The organism is Aeoliella sp. (assembly GCF_965227375.1).
In the GTDB taxonomy this organism is placed as follows: domain Bacteria; phylum Planctomycetota; class Planctomycetia; order Pirellulales; family Lacipirellulaceae; genus Aeoliella.
In genome coordinates this window covers 2,359,727-2,372,740 of sequence record NZ_CBDDFX010000002.1, presented here as the reverse complement: position 1 = coordinate 2,372,740, position 13,014 = coordinate 2,359,727, and the positions used below count along the sequence as shown (strand labels likewise).

Sequence of the window (13,014 nt, the reverse complement as noted above, 5' to 3'; positions counted from 1 at the left end):
CTAGGGAGCCTTTACGCGGAGAGAGAGCGAGGGCGGGCGCTCAGGAGTTGCCGCCACCAGCGGCTTGCGAAGCAGTTTCTTGACGCGCGCGGGCGCTGGAGCGAATCCGTCTTGGTCCTCAAGCTGAATGACTTGGGTAGCGAGAATTTCGGGGTCCACGTTTGACAACTCGACGCCATGTTCGCGGCACTCTTTTTGCATCAGCAGCGCCACGACTTCGGCTTTAGTGCGGTCGGTTACGGGCTGGCAGACCAGAACTTCACTCAGCACGTTTAAGAGGCTGGAGTCGATCGCAGTTTCGCCGCTGAGCGTTTCCATGACTCGCTGCTGCAAGACGGCTTCTCCGAGGCCCGTGTCAACGAGCGATGCGAGGGAATCCGCCGACTGGGTTGTGGAGAACAGAACCGTCGTATCGTGAAACGAGGTCTTGGCATCGCTGCCGGGTTGCTTGATTTGTCCGGAAGAGATGAGTCCGGTGAGCAGTTCAGCCACGTCGGGAGACGCGTGCTCAATCTTTTCAAAGAGTAGCAGTGTGCAAGGATGTGACCGCACCGATTCAAGGAGCGGGTCTTCGCGATCCTTCGACCCAATAAGCGTATCGACATGGAGCTTTTCGCAATCGAACAATTCAATCGCGCTGGTGCCATAGAGAACTTTGGAAACGACCCGAGCCAGGTAGCGTTTGCCGACCCCTTCTGGGCCGACGATTAAGAATGACGCCAGCGGGCTGCCGGTCCGAGAATTTCCTCGCGATTTCCGCAGCGTCAGATTCTCGTAGATGCGAGCAAGTGCGGCGACAATAACGTCGTCGTGTCCACGGACGACTTGCTTGGCCCGCGAGGCCGCCTCCTCAAAGTCGCGTTTCGTGCGCAACAACACCTTTCGATTCGTCGGTTGCTCTGTTTCAAGCGGAAGCAACTCTCCCGTGAGATAGCAGATCCAACCGACGTAGGTCCTGACTAGACGACGTCGGCAGAGAATTGCGAGCGGCCGGCGAGCATCTCGCAGCATCCACACGATGGCGACGTTTGAGATCGCCAACACCGTTGCAAGTAGCGCCAACAGCCAGTGCCAGCGGCCCAGCATCGAAACCACGAGCCACGCCACAAGGGCGTAGGCGATGATCCGAAATAGCTGAAAGGCACGCACGGCAGACTCAACTTAAGGGACACAGTAGATTTTCGTTTAGCGGGTTAGGAGGTACAACATACCCATCGCCGAAAGCACCACGTTGGCTCGGAAAAACCACGACTCACGCCACAGCGAAACGAATGTCGAAGCGGATCGGAAACTCATCGCACGACGACTCCCATTTCGTACTGCTGGCCGACTCTCATGGAGCGGGCGTAGTAGTCGCCGCGACTGGTGCGAAACGACAACGTCACTCCCCCGCCGCCGTCTTTCACTCCGCGAATGGCGATCTTGTTGTTGCCCGGTGCTAAGGGGACCGATACCTTCGTGCCGCTGTGGAGTATGGGAACCGTCGCGAATAGCGAGCCGTTGACGATGACCTCCACCACGTCGCCATCCTCGTCGCAGCAGTCGAACAGTTCGATCTCGAACAGCTCTTGTCGCCCCTCCCTGAGGGCTGCGACGACGTCCGAGTTGGCGACCAGTTCCGGGGGACGGACTTCTGGATTTTGTGACGCGCTGGCGAGGCTTTGGGCCGCTTGTAATTCCGCCGTAGCCAAAACGAGGTTGTCGCGCCTTAGTGCAGCGCGAATTTTTCGAGTGGCGGTGCGATCTCGGTCCGCCGAAGCGACTTCGATGGTTGGAAGCGTTTGCGTCTCACCAGTGGCGTCCAGACGTACGAGTTGGTTGGCATCGGCGCCCGAGGCATCCGTGGCCGCAGCCACATGCTGCCAGTTTGGATGCTGGTCTTCGGCCGCACCACTGTCCAAGAAAAACCAGCCGCCCACCGCGATCGCAGCAATTAGGGCCGCTGCCCCAAGAAATGAAGCGAACCCGTTCGACTTTGGCGGGCCGTCATGCTCGGCAGTCCAGTTCCCGGTTGCATCACTGCCCACCTCAGATTCACGTAGGGGTGGCAGTTCGATGTCGTCATCAACGCGCTTGCGTCCCGCCGAGTGCGGTCGGGGCGAGTCAGAAAGGGGCGACAGATCGCGTTCAGGCATAGGGGGCGTCCTTCTGCGCCAGGGCCACCTCCTGTGGCTGGGAGTTGGGAAAACGAAACCAGTAAGTATCGCCGCTACGGATTACCGGCACAAGTCTTGCTTTCGGCCGTTTTTCGCCGCTCAAACGGTGCTAGATGGTCGAACCTCGATCAGGCCTGATTCGAGGGGGCGGCTGGCGAAAAACTGACCGTCAGCCCCAGCCCGACGAGCGATTGTACTTCTCACTAAACCGGTTATGCTTACGGGTTTTACGCCACACGATGATGGTGCTTCCCGGTGGAAGGAGCCGATGCCGCAACCATCCAATTAAGGATCGAGCCGTATGTCATCGTCTCCGAGTCGAATCTTTCTGTTGGGCGTTATTCTCACAATCGCTGCGGTTCTTCCTGCCGAAGCTTGGGGCCAGCGGGAAGTTGACTATGAAACCATCCGCTTCTACACCAAGAATAGTAAGCCAGAGCAAGTCAATGCTTATGCATTCTCGCCAAACGGTCGTTACTTGGCTCTGAGTTTCAATTCCCGCAACACCGGGTCAAAGTCGGGCGTTTCGATCGTCGATTTGAAAAACCAGGAACTGGTCGGTCAAACCGGCAGCTTTTCATTCTTCACGCTTGCCTTCTCCAGTGATTCGAGCAAGGTCGCAGGGATCGGTAACTACGCCGGATTTCAACGCATCGATGTGCAGAGTCTTCGCGGCCAGAAACTTAACGTGCCCGATGTGCAGGGCAAAATTGGCATTAGTCTGGAAGAGAAAAACGGCAAGCTGCTAATTACGAAAGTCGATGCGGAGAGCAATCCTACAATCGACGACCAATTACGAGTTGGTGACGAGGTACTCGCTATCAACGCGGGAGAAAAGCCGACGCGCTACGACGATTCCCGCGAATGGCAGATGATTGCCGGCAAATCGCTCAAAAAAGCGCTTGAAGCCATGAAGGGTAAGCCGGGGACCTGGGTGCAGTTGCGTCTCAGCCGACGGGGAAAATCAGAGCCTATCGACATTTCCGTCCAGCGTCAGTGGCCGGCGGGCACAAAACCCAAATTGCCTAACAGCAATGAGAGCTTGGCACGTTCACTGTCTCGCGGTGCGTTGCAGTTTTTGTCAGCAGACACGATGCAGATGGTCGCATTCATATCGCTCCGCGATTTGAAGCAACGGGGGCAATTTGCCATTTCACCGAATGCCCGGCTTTTTGGAGCGTTGTCCCAGCCTGTCAACGGTCGAGAGTTTTGTGTCGAGGTTCACAATCTGGCGACTGGAAAGCTCAAACGATCGACAATACTCGACGTGAACAACTATCGTCACCTGCGATTCTCGCCTGATTCGACCCAGATACTTGTCGGCACCCGTGACACCATCGAAGTCTACGACATCGAGCAAGATCAATGGCTTGATCCCGTGGTCCTCACGCCGCCAGAAGATGCCGATGCAGGCCGCGTCGTTAATCGCCGAATTCCGCTCGGCCTTGGTCTGCCAGGAGATCTGTACACAACATCGCGAGAGGTCGTGTATTCTAAACCCGCTTCGCTTGCCTTGTTCGATGTTTCGCCCCACGGCACTTTGGCGGTCGGTTCAGAGACTGGGGAAATCGTGATGGCGAGCCTTGAATCGAAAGAACGAGTTGGGTTGATTGGCGATAACATTTTGGGGGCCAAGCCGGAAATGATCGAGTTCTCTCCCACCGGCGGTCACATGGTCGCGTTTGCCAAAGGAGTTCTCCACATCTTCGAGCTGGACGAGGGTGCAGCGAACTCGGAGGTCGTTGACGATGAAGCCGTGCTGGCCCCAGCCGCCAGTCAGTAGGTAAATGGGTTGCGACGTGACATTTGCCGAGGAGTATGGTAGGGAAATACGAAGCATGTTGTTCTCTGCCGTCCTCAGATAAGTAGTAGCCCAAACACCGCTTCCCAGTCTTGAATAAGTCTTGAGATTGGGAGGCCGGTCGTCTCATCAGGTTTTCTCAAACATTCTCGATACTTCCATCATCGGCCGGGTTGTCGATTACCTGTTGAGGTGATCGGTGGCCCGACTGCGTATGTCGGACACAGACTTTTTTGTGTTCTATTTTTGGAGGTATGAAAATGGCACGTTCCACAAAGACTCGCCCGGTCCATGAGATTCGCTTGGGGCGCATTCGTGCGGCTATCTGGGAAAACGATACCCAGAACGGCACGCGGCACAATGTGACCCTCAGCCGGCTCTATAAGGATGGTGAAGAATGGAAGGATTCGCCCAGCTTCGGCCGCGATGATTTACCGCTGGTAGCCAAGGTCGCTGACCAAGCGCACCTGTGGATCTTCCAGCAGACCGGAGGGAGCGAAACGAGCGAATCGCGACAAGCGGTGGCGTGAGTTCGAGTTGTGTGCGCTCCGAAATGTCGGATGCGCGTCTCAGTCCCCACACTTGGCCAACGGTTTTGACACGGTTCGAGACCGCTGGCCCCTTCTCTCATCCTCGTCTGGTGAAGCGTCGAAGACGATGCTTCAACCCAGACTAGCCCCACAATCTGTCGGGCGCGCCCGTTCTTTGCTCTATCTCTTGGGGAAGCACACCTGCAAACGACGGTCGAGTGTTCTCACTCGTCCGCCGTTTGGCGTATAGAACGGTTTTATGATTCTTTTTCCGAAGGAGATTCACCACCATGTGCAGCGAAAGAATCGAGGCGCCCTCCGTGGAAGCGGCTTCACTTTTACCGCAGCGCGAGCGTCTTCCCATCACTAGAACGGCCATCAATCACAAATTCGAGATCGCCGACCAAGACGGCTACATCATCGTCGGTCTCTACGAGGACGGCCGGCCCGGCGAGGTCTTTCTCAAGATCGGTAAAGAAGGTTCGACGCTGGGAGGTCTGCTCGACGCGGTTGGCATCCTCACGTCAGTCGCTTTGCAGCATGGCGTACCGCTGAAGACACTGGTCGATAAGCTCTCCTACGTCCGTTTCGAGCCTTCTGGACTCACCAAGAACCCGGAAGTTCGTACTGCTCACAGCATTGTCGATTATGTGTTCCGCTGGTTGGGTGCCCGTTTTCTTCATGCTCAAGAGGAGGTCACCCATGACTGACGTATTGCAGCATGCCTTAGAATATCTTCGGCATGGCTGGCCGGTGATCCCGGCTAGAGGCAAGCAACCGGTTGAGTCGTGGGCGATTTACCAACGCAAATTGCCGACGACCGATCAGGTGCGCGAGTGGTTCAGTCTCAGCCAGGAATACAATCTAGCAGTGATTACAGGGCGTCTGGCTGGCCTCGTGGTAGTGGACTGCGACTCCAAGCACGACTCGCAGTGGTGGCAGGCAACGTTTCCCGCTACACCGCTTGTTGTCGCGACGGGTGGTGGCGGAGCACACTGCTACTATCGCTATCCGCAAGACATGGTTCGCAATCGCTCACGATTGTTCGGCCGCGCTATTGATCTGCGTGCCGAAGGCGGGCTAGTGATTGCTCCACCCTCCATTCATCCGGAAACCGGGAGGGCTTACCAATGGAAGGATGGATTCCAGTGCCGGATTGAAAAGGTTCCAGTTTTCGAGGTGGAATGGATTGCTGACTGCGAGCGCAGATCGCCAATCCGGCGTTCGTATTCTTGCCGTCACGAAGCTATGATTCGCAACGGCGTGGCCTACATCGGTCGTATCAAAGCAGTCGCCGGCAATGGCGGGCACAACGCCACGTTTCGTGCAGCGTGCAAGCTCCGGGACTCTGGACTCACCGCCGCCGAGGCCCTCGACGCGATGCTCGCTTGGAATGAGACGAACGCATCGCCGTCGTGGTCGCCAAAAGAACTAGGCCACAAGGTCGATGACGCCTACCGGCAGTCGTAGACTACTCTGGCCGAAGGTTTGCTCTGCACGCCAACGGCCATTCTAACCGCCCTCCCTGTGCATAGTTTTCCGCAGAAGCGTTAAGTCATCCCACTGACGCGCTGACTTTGTCTACCGAGTACGCCCAGGTTTGCATTTGCTCGCGATGCGGCGACGTTTGTATAATTTGGTAAATGGTCGGACGTGTCCGAATCTGGAAGCATTCACTCGCCGACAATGCTGCGTAATTCACTTCCGTCCGATAAGTTCGCAGCCCTCGTTCACCCTTAATGATAATGTACGACCCCAGCCAGGAACGAATTCGACTCGCGTTGCTGATTGATGGCGATAATATCTCGCCCCATTACGCTGAGGAAATCGTGACGAAGTTAGTCGCGGAGGGTGACGTCGTGATTCGGCAGGTGTTTGGAGATTTTCTAGGGGAGGAGTCTACCGATTGGATTTCACCAGCGGTTCGAGCGCTCGGCATCGAGTCAGTCCATGTAGATCGGCGACATCAAGGCAGTAAAGCCACAGACGTTGCGCTTATCGCTCATGCCAAAGCGTTAGCCAAGACTGCGACGGTCGATGGCATTTGCGTTGCAAGTTCCGATGGAGACTTTGCCTGTCTGGAGGACACGTTCCAGCAGGCCCAGCGACTGTTCCTAGTTGCGGCTCCTGCGCTTGCGTCACGCAAACTGGTCGATGCCTGCGACCAGTATGTCGCTTTAGATGGCCACTTCCAGCCACCCAACCCAAGCGACCTCAGTTCTCTCCAGCTCATGCTCCTCAACGATGCCATCGCTCTGCACAAGAACAAGAATGGCTGGGCCAAGCTGTCCGCGGTCTCCGATTACTTGCGGTGCCATTCCGAGAGCTACTCAAAAGACAAATGGGGCTATCGCACATTGAGCAAATTGCTCCGCGACCTCGGGTGCTTTGATGTCGCTAGGTACTGCGGTGGACAAATGAGAACACGTCGTAGGACCAGATCTCGATGTAGGTCTTCAGACAACATCGCATTCGCTGATACGATTGGCGGCAACACTCTGTCGAGTGACGCCCCCCCGCAGTCGCTCGAATGAAAGAAATGCGAGTCCGGAATGGGCTCGCGGGTAGGCCGCTCGATGAATGACATTTACAGGCGGCACAATAGGCGCAGAGACCAAATTCGCTACTTGCTGGGGGCAAACCTCTTGGCGATCCACATGCTGTAGCCGCCAAAAGCGCCAGCTAGGAAAATCGCTCCCATGATCCAGCGGGCGATGTTACGGGCAGAATCATCCGCTGTAAGCTGCATGTCGAGCGACGACACGAAGACCAGCAGGGCAACGAACAGCACCGCAGCAGTCAGGAAGTATACCGCACCGGTCAACGCTACGATGTCGGAGCGTGTTGCCTGCACTGCGTTTTCATTGTTCAGTCTCGACGCGTTCACCTCAGTTTGGGAATTCATAGTTCTCCTCGGGGCAAGTGGAATCGAAGAACACTTGCAGCGTTGCCAGCGTTCAAGTGATCCCACTCCTCGTCCGAAACCTATGCCCAAAAAACTCTTCTAAAACCTTTCCATTTCCGGACTCACTGCGAAAGACGTTCCTTCGCGGCGACTCCGTTGAGAGCCAATTTACACTCAATAACTGCCAAAGAGCGATCTGTTAGATGGTTATGCGTTCGAGGAGAGGCTTGATGTCTAAAAAATAGAGCCGGCGGTGTGGGTCAAAACCTCAACAAAACCGCCGGTCTACCCGGTCGCTAGAATAGAGACCGCTGAATCTCGATCGGCTCCAGAGCAAATTCCGGTCGTTGGAGCAGACGATGAACGCACATATCCAGTTGCTCACCTGCGTTGGCGCCGAATGCTGCCACATAGGCCTCCAGACTCGCTGCGTAACGAGCCTCAAGATTCTCGACGCCCTGCCGCATCGACCGCTCAATTTTTTCCCTAATTTCCCAGCTCCGCAGTGGTAGTCGGGTATGGGGATTCAGATGTCGCTCCAGGCATCGCCTCAGATGACCTAGGTCGCACAGAGTGCTTACCAATTCGCGGGCTTGCTCTTCCGTGAGCGATGCCACTTCTGCGGGACTGGGTGTGAGCGTACCATCCGCGCAAACTCCGAACATCCCTGCCTGCACCGCTTCTCTGAGAGGTTCTGGCATCGGCAGATTTGCCCGCTTCCAAGTGAACGAAGTCGACATAGCAATCTCCTTCCAGAGCAGTGTGGCCGTCAAAATCACGGAACATCACGGGAAAAACGGAACTCGAATGAAACGCTCCAGCACTTGCCAGTGAGCGTAATCCCAGGTGCCGTATGCCTCTCGAAGCGAGAACGGTCCTGACCGCCATTCCGCCCCAGGGTCCCACACATAAAGCAAGAACTGCACTGCACAGCGAGACCCCGAAGTTGCTTGGCCGCTAGTGGCAGACCAATCGTCAATTAACCAGGCGTCCCAAGTGGCGACTCCGGGGACTTCTTCACGCAGCGTAGGAAATTCCTGCGCTAGTTTCGACATTCTCTCTCGAATATCGGCGTGTGCCGTCGATTGCTCTGTTACTTGGCTACTCATCATCAGCCTCCTCGGTGGAAAAAAACACCTGGTTAATAACAGTACGGACTTCCGATTCCGGAACATCGGCCGGATAGCTTCCGCCTTTCGCCAACCAACCGTGCAGCGCGAGCGCACGCTCACGTGCATTGGCCAACTGCCGATGCGCTTCCTCAAATGCATCACACATTTCTCGATAGCAAGCGTTGGGGTCCATAGGGGTTCCTTTCCATTTCAAGAGTTCACGGCCCAGAGTGGCGCCGCGCAAATAAATAGAAAACCGCAGAACACAAGCCGGCGGCTCCGTCGATGGCGGGTCGACCGAACCGCAAGGTCAGGCTTCTACTCAAAGCGGAAAAGAGAATGCCGAGGGGAACGGCTTGGGCAGCGCGCTATTTCCCGACTAGCTCCCTCAGAATTAGCACAAGCCAAGGGCGAAAAGCAACTAAGCCGGTCAAGAATCGCCTTTCGACGTTTATCGACATGGCCTCTCTCTGGCACGAACTTAGTGCATGACAAAGGACGTTATGTTGCGCTAAGGTAGAGCCAATCCAAAACTCACCGCATCGTGATTTCCGCGCAGCCGTATGAGCAAACGGGTTGCTAGTGGAGTCCTGCAATTTATTGAGTAGGCAGTGAAGAAATCAGTTGACAAAGCAGACGTTGGAATAAACAAGCAAACGCCTGTGGTGGCGCCGACGCCCATCGTCGCCATCGGTCATGACGATTCTGCTCCGGTTCTCGTCGCGAGCGCAGGCGCCGCAGCTCGATTCGCCTGGGAAGAGTTCATCTACGGGCGAATTCGCAATCCTCATACCCGTGCCGCCTACGAACGGGCAATAAAGAGATTCTTAGCCCACTGTGAGACCTTAAACAAAGAACTTCCCACAGTGTCGCCACGCGACGTGGGAAGCTATCTCGACGAGCAGGACTACGCACCCGCCACCAAGAAACTGCACCTATCAGCAATTCGCAACTTCTTCGACGTACTGGTGACAAGGCATGTCATCATGTTGAATCCCGCCCACTCGGTGCGCGGGGAGCGATTGCAGGTTGTTGAAGGAAAGACTCCCGAAATCACGGTTCCACAGGCCCGACAACTGATGCAGTCACTCGACACCAGTCACATCGTCGGGCTTCGAGATCGCGCCATCATCACGATCATGATTTACACGGCGGCTCGCGTCGGCGCCGTTGCCGCACTGCGACGCGGTGACTTCTACGACTTGGGAAACCAGCACTGTCTTCGATTCAGTGAGAAGGGCGGCAAATCCCGTGAGATTCCCGTGCGACACGACTTGCAGAAGTTCATCGGGGAGTACCTCGCGGCTGGTGGAATGGAATACGCGGATAAGTCGACGCCTCTATTTCGCACAACCGTCCGAAAGACCAAGACTCTCACTCAGAATCCGATGACAGCCGGCGACATGGCTCGCATGGTCAAGCGGCGGATGAAGGATGCCGGTCTGCCGTCACGTCTTTCACCGCATTCCTTCCGAGTGACCACGATTACGGACCTGCTCAGCCAAGGAGTTCCTCTTGAGGACGTACAGAATCTGGCTGGCCACGCCGATCCACGCACGACTCGACTCTACGACCGACGGAAACGAAAGGTCACCCGCAACATCGTTGAACGTATTTCCGTATGACGGAAATGCCTATCCTGCTCCGTTGGTGGATGGGCCAAGAAAACACATCGAGCCCCCTACCTTGCGCTAGAACGCAAAGTCATTGCATGGGTGCTTCGTAAATGCTAACGGAGTCTGGGTGTTCAGCAAAATCGTCCAACGCTTATTAGCGACCTTATCGGCAACCATTCTCATTGCCGTGACATCGTCACATCTGGCTTGTGATGCTCACGCGTCCCATGCGGATGACTGGACAAATGGGCCGGCTCACAAGAGCGCACCATGTGAATGTGAGCTATGTCCCTGTTCCCTTCACCAACCGACTCTCGCCGTAGAGTGGAAATCTGTCGAGGAAACGACCCTTCCGCCAGTCGCCGTTGCAACCGATCCCCTGCATGATGCTTTAACTACGAGCATCGTCGCCTACGTGCAGTCTGTCGTCCCTCCTGACCAAGTCCCGTCGCCGCATTTGCATACCCGCAGGATTACCGTCCTTATAATCTGATCCCATCGAATACATCTAGTTCATGCTCGGGACGGCAACGCCCCGCTTTATGACTCTATTCGATTGTGAAGCAGACTATGAAATGGCATCCAACATTCGGGTTGCTTGCGTCTGGAGTGGTAGCGTTGACTTTTGTCAATGCAACTCAGGCTCAGAACCCCTCATCAGCAAACGAACTGCTCTCCCGCAGACAAACAACTTCTTCGATTTCCTGTTTTTCGCAGGTCAAAGAACGAATGCTTGCGGGAAACCCTCAATTGAAGCGCGAATCGGCGCTGCTTGGTTCGCTTCGTGCTCAGGCTCAGCAGGCCGCACTGCTACCGAATCCCGTCATTACTTTTGAGGCAGAGAACTTTGGCGGAAGCCATTCCGATGACGATGTGGAATACACCGGCGGTCTTTCTCAGTTAATCGAGACGGCGGGCAAGCGGAGGGCACGCACTTTACTGGCGAAGGCCAATGCCGACGCATTTGAGCTAGGTCGTGGAATCGCCACGGCAGAATTGCTTGCGAAGGCTCGCGTCGCGTATGCGGAAGTGATCGCCGCCAAATCTCGATTGGCTCTATCCGAAAAAGAGGTCGCAATTCGCAGGAAAGCCCAGCGACTCATTTCACGCAAGTCTTCGCACGGCGGAGCCTTGAGACTTGAAGTGGATAAGGCGGAAGTGGCACTGCAATCCGCCGAAGTTGTCCGCGACCGGAGAGTTCAGGAATTGCAGATCGCGAAACGCACTCTGACTTCACTGTGGGGTGCCAATGGTTCGGATGTGGTTTTTACCAACCAAGTGTTGCGACTACACAAACCTGAACTAGAGCTTTCGCCGACAGATATGCATAGGATACCTGATGTCGCTTACGCAACGGCGAAGCGAGAAGCAGCAACGAAGTCTGCCGGCCTGCAACGTGCTTTGGCCGTTCCCGATATCACGGTATCAGGCGGTTATCGGCGGTTTGATGCCACCGATGATCACGCCTTTGTGGCGGACATTGCGATCCCTCTGCCACTTTTTGACCGAAATCAATTCGCCACACAGGGTGCCGATGAGCGACTGAAGGCAAGTCAGTTCGATCTGGCCAACACGCAGATCGCGGTCGAGACCGAACTTAAATCTCTTCGTGACCGACTGCGATTGCACTTGCGTGAGCGAAAGCTCCTTCGGCAACGCCTTTTGCCGCAGACCGAGAAAGTGCTTGCGTCTGCAACCGATGCCTACCGGCTCGGGCGTATCAGTTATCTCGACTACCTCGATGCTCAGACGACTTATCTCGATCGCCGCGAGCGCCTTGTCACCGTCACACTCTCAGCGATTCGCGTTCAAGTCGCAATTCAACGACTCACCGGAACGCTTCACGAACGACTCACGCTAATGGATCAAGGAGAATGCCATGCCCAATAAATTCTTAATTACACGTTACGTCTTCGCAGTTCTCCTTTGCGTGTCCATCGGAGGATTCGTCCATGCGGAGGAAGAAACGGACCACGCTGGCCACGACCACGACGACCACGCGGATAAGAACGAGAAGCATGACGGGCATGGCCACGATGAACACGGCGACACCTCCGATGAGTTTTTAGAGTTTTCGTGGAAGAAGGCAGAACACGAAGGCATTGAAGTAGTCGCGGTTGGCCCAGCCGTCATTCAGGAGAAGCAAAGCTTCTACGGTGAAACAGTCATCAACGGCAATACGTTGGTTCACGTTGTGCCCCGGTTTCCCGGCACGCTCACTCGAGTCTCTAAGATGCTTGGTGATACCGTTCAAGCAGGAGAGGTCTTGGCGACGGTTCAAAGCAATGAAAGTCTTTCCAACTACCAAGTAAAGGCCGAGATTGATGGCGTCATCATTGATCAGGATGCCACCAAGGGAGAATTCGTATCGAGCGAAAAGGTACTGTTCAAACTGGCAAATCTCGAAACCACCTGGGCCAACATTGCCGTCCCACCGAGATTGCTCGCGTCACTCCAAGTCGGCACACCAGCAACCGTGATCTCGCAATCGACAGATGCCCGACTTGATACTCAGATCAGCTACATCCGTCCCACTCTGTCAGAAGCGACCAGATCGGGGCACGCGCGCTTGGAACTGCCGAACCAACAGCATCAGTGGCCGCCAGGAATGTTCGTCACCGTGGAGGTTTCGCTATCCGAGCGTAATGTTCCTTTGGCCGTGCCTGACAGTTCCGTCATGCTGATCGAAAACAAACCTTCGGTATTTATGAAAGCCAAAGCTCCGGATGGAGACGAGGGCTTTGAGTTGCGGCACCTGAAAACAGGGCGTTCAGATGGGCGCTTCGTTGAAATCAAAGATGGTTTGAGACCTAACGAAATCGTGGCAGCCGGAAACACGTTCTTACTCAAGGCGGAGATGGGAAAATCTTCTGCTGAACATAGTCACTAAGAGG

Annotated in this window: 13 protein-coding genes; 8 read left to right on the top strand and 5 right to left on the bottom strand. The window is 55.5% G+C overall.

Annotation, left to right across the window (positions count from 1 at the left end; translation table 11 throughout):
- Both ACQK2L_RS22295 and ACQK2L_RS22290 read right to left on the bottom strand, forming a co-directional pair.
- Positions 1 to 1,149 (bottom strand): AAA family ATPase, encoded by a 1,149-nt coding sequence (locus ACQK2L_RS22295; protein WP_425399258.1) that lies wholly within the window; start codon positions 1,147 to 1,149, stop codon positions 1 to 3.
- Between the two features lie 143 nt (positions 1,150 to 1,292).
- A complete protein-coding gene (locus ACQK2L_RS22290; RefSeq protein ID WP_425399257.1) occupies positions 1,293 to 2,135 on the bottom strand; it encodes a hypothetical protein in 843 nt (280 codons plus the stop codon).
- Between the two features lie 322 nt (positions 2,136 to 2,457).
- On the opposite strand from ACQK2L_RS22290, the gene ACQK2L_RS22285 reads away from it, so the two are divergent.
- The 5 genes from ACQK2L_RS22285 to ACQK2L_RS22265 all read left to right on the top strand — a co-directional run bounded on the left by ACQK2L_RS22285 (position 2,458) and on the right by ACQK2L_RS22265 (position 7,021).
- Complete coding sequence (locus ACQK2L_RS22285; RefSeq protein WP_425399256.1) at positions 2,458 to 3,939, top strand: hypothetical protein; 1,482 nt, start codon at positions 2,458 to 2,460, stop codon at positions 3,937 to 3,939.
- A gap of 278 nt (positions 3,940 to 4,217) precedes the next feature.
- The gene (locus ACQK2L_RS22280) at positions 4,218 to 4,487 is read left to right on the top strand and encodes a hypothetical protein (protein ID WP_425399255.1); all 270 of its coding nucleotides are present in this window, start codon (positions 4,218 to 4,220) and stop codon (positions 4,485 to 4,487) included.
- Between the two features lie 290 nt (positions 4,488 to 4,777).
- Complete coding sequence (locus ACQK2L_RS22275; protein ID WP_425399254.1) at positions 4,778 to 5,197, top strand: hypothetical protein; 420 nt, start codon at positions 4,778 to 4,780, stop codon at positions 5,195 to 5,197.
- Entirely contained in the window at positions 5,190 to 5,957 is a 768-nt protein-coding gene (locus ACQK2L_RS22270) for a bifunctional DNA primase/polymerase (protein WP_425399253.1), read from the top strand. Before ACQK2L_RS22275 ends, ACQK2L_RS22270 begins: the two co-directional genes overlap by 8 nt.
- Positions 5,958 to 6,232: 275 nt before the next feature.
- Positions 6,233 to 7,021, top strand: coding sequence for an NYN domain-containing protein (locus ACQK2L_RS22265; RefSeq protein WP_425399252.1), 789 nt, complete (start codon positions 6,233 to 6,235; stop codon positions 7,019 to 7,021).
- An 89-nt stretch (positions 7,022 to 7,110) separates the two neighbouring features.
- Here ACQK2L_RS22265 and ACQK2L_RS22260 read toward each other — a convergent pair whose 3' ends face one another.
- The 3 genes from ACQK2L_RS22260 to ACQK2L_RS22250 form a co-directional block, all read right to left on the bottom strand.
- Positions 7,111 to 7,392, bottom strand: a complete 282-nt coding sequence (locus tag ACQK2L_RS22260) for a hypothetical protein (protein WP_425399251.1) — start codon at positions 7,390 to 7,392, stop codon at positions 7,111 to 7,113.
- A gap of 296 nt (positions 7,393 to 7,688) precedes the next feature.
- Entirely contained in the window at positions 7,689 to 8,132 is a 444-nt protein-coding gene (locus ACQK2L_RS22255) for a hypothetical protein (protein ID WP_425399250.1), read from the bottom strand.
- A 361-nt stretch (positions 8,133 to 8,493) separates the two neighbouring features.
- Entirely contained in the window at positions 8,494 to 8,697 is a 204-nt protein-coding gene (locus ACQK2L_RS22250; protein WP_425399249.1) for a hypothetical protein, read from the bottom strand.
- Positions 8,698 to 9,115: 418 nt separating this feature from the next.
- Between ACQK2L_RS22250 and ACQK2L_RS22245 the strand changes: the two genes are divergently transcribed.
- The 3 genes from ACQK2L_RS22245 (at position 9,116) to ACQK2L_RS22235 (ending at position 13,010) form a co-directional block, all read left to right on the top strand.
- Positions 9,116 to 10,129, top strand: coding sequence for a tyrosine-type recombinase/integrase (locus ACQK2L_RS22245; protein WP_425399248.1), 1,014 nt, complete (start codon positions 9,116 to 9,118; stop codon positions 10,127 to 10,129).
- 561 nt (positions 10,130 to 10,690) lie between these two features.
- Positions 10,691 to 12,010 carry a TolC family protein gene (locus tag ACQK2L_RS22240; RefSeq protein WP_425399247.1) on the top strand — a complete coding sequence of 440 codons (1,320 nt, stop codon included), beginning with the start codon at positions 10,691 to 10,693 and terminating at the stop codon, positions 12,008 to 12,010.
- Positions 12,000 to 13,010, top strand: a complete 1,011-nt coding sequence (locus ACQK2L_RS22235; protein WP_425399246.1) for an efflux RND transporter periplasmic adaptor subunit — start codon at positions 12,000 to 12,002, stop codon at positions 13,008 to 13,010. The genes ACQK2L_RS22240 and ACQK2L_RS22235 overlap by 11 nt, the downstream gene beginning before the upstream one ends.
- Positions 13,011 to 13,014: the final 4 nt, after the last annotated feature.

Bases quoted from the DNA above. Each gene is read 5' to 3' on its own strand.
- ACQK2L_RS22280 (WP_425399255.1), top strand. From the start codon at position 4,218: ATGGCACGTTCCACAAAGACTCGCCCGGTCCATGAGATTCGCTTGGGG.
- ACQK2L_RS22265 (WP_425399252.1), top strand. From the start codon at position 6,233: ATGTACGACCCCAGCCAGGAACGAATTCGACTCGCGTTGCTGATTGAT.
- ACQK2L_RS22270 (WP_425399253.1), top strand. From the start codon at position 5,190: ATGACTGACGTATTGCAGCATGCCTTAGAATATCTTCGGCATGGCTGG.
- ACQK2L_RS22290 (WP_425399257.1), bottom strand. From the start codon at position 2,135: ATGCCTGAACGCGATCTGTCGCCCCTTTCTGACTCGCCCCGACCGCAC.
- ACQK2L_RS22260 (WP_425399251.1), bottom strand. From the start codon at position 7,392: ATGAATTCCCAAACTGAGGTGAACGCGTCGAGACTGAACAATGAAAAC.
- ACQK2L_RS22240 (WP_425399247.1), top strand. From the start codon at position 10,691: ATGAAATGGCATCCAACATTCGGGTTGCTTGCGTCTGGAGTGGTAGCG.
- ACQK2L_RS22255 (WP_425399250.1), bottom strand. From the start codon at position 8,132: ATGTCGACTTCGTTCACTTGGAAGCGGGCAAATCTGCCGATGCCAGAA.
- ACQK2L_RS22235 (WP_425399246.1), top strand. From the start codon at position 12,000: ATGCCCAATAAATTCTTAATTACACGTTACGTCTTCGCAGTTCTCCTT.
- ACQK2L_RS22250 (WP_425399249.1), bottom strand. From the start codon at position 8,697: ATGGACCCCAACGCTTGCTATCGAGAAATGTGTGATGCATTTGAGGAA.
- ACQK2L_RS22285 (WP_425399256.1), top strand. From the start codon at position 2,458: ATGTCATCGTCTCCGAGTCGAATCTTTCTGTTGGGCGTTATTCTCACA.
- ACQK2L_RS22275 (WP_425399254.1), top strand. From the start codon at position 4,778: ATGTGCAGCGAAAGAATCGAGGCGCCCTCCGTGGAAGCGGCTTCACTT.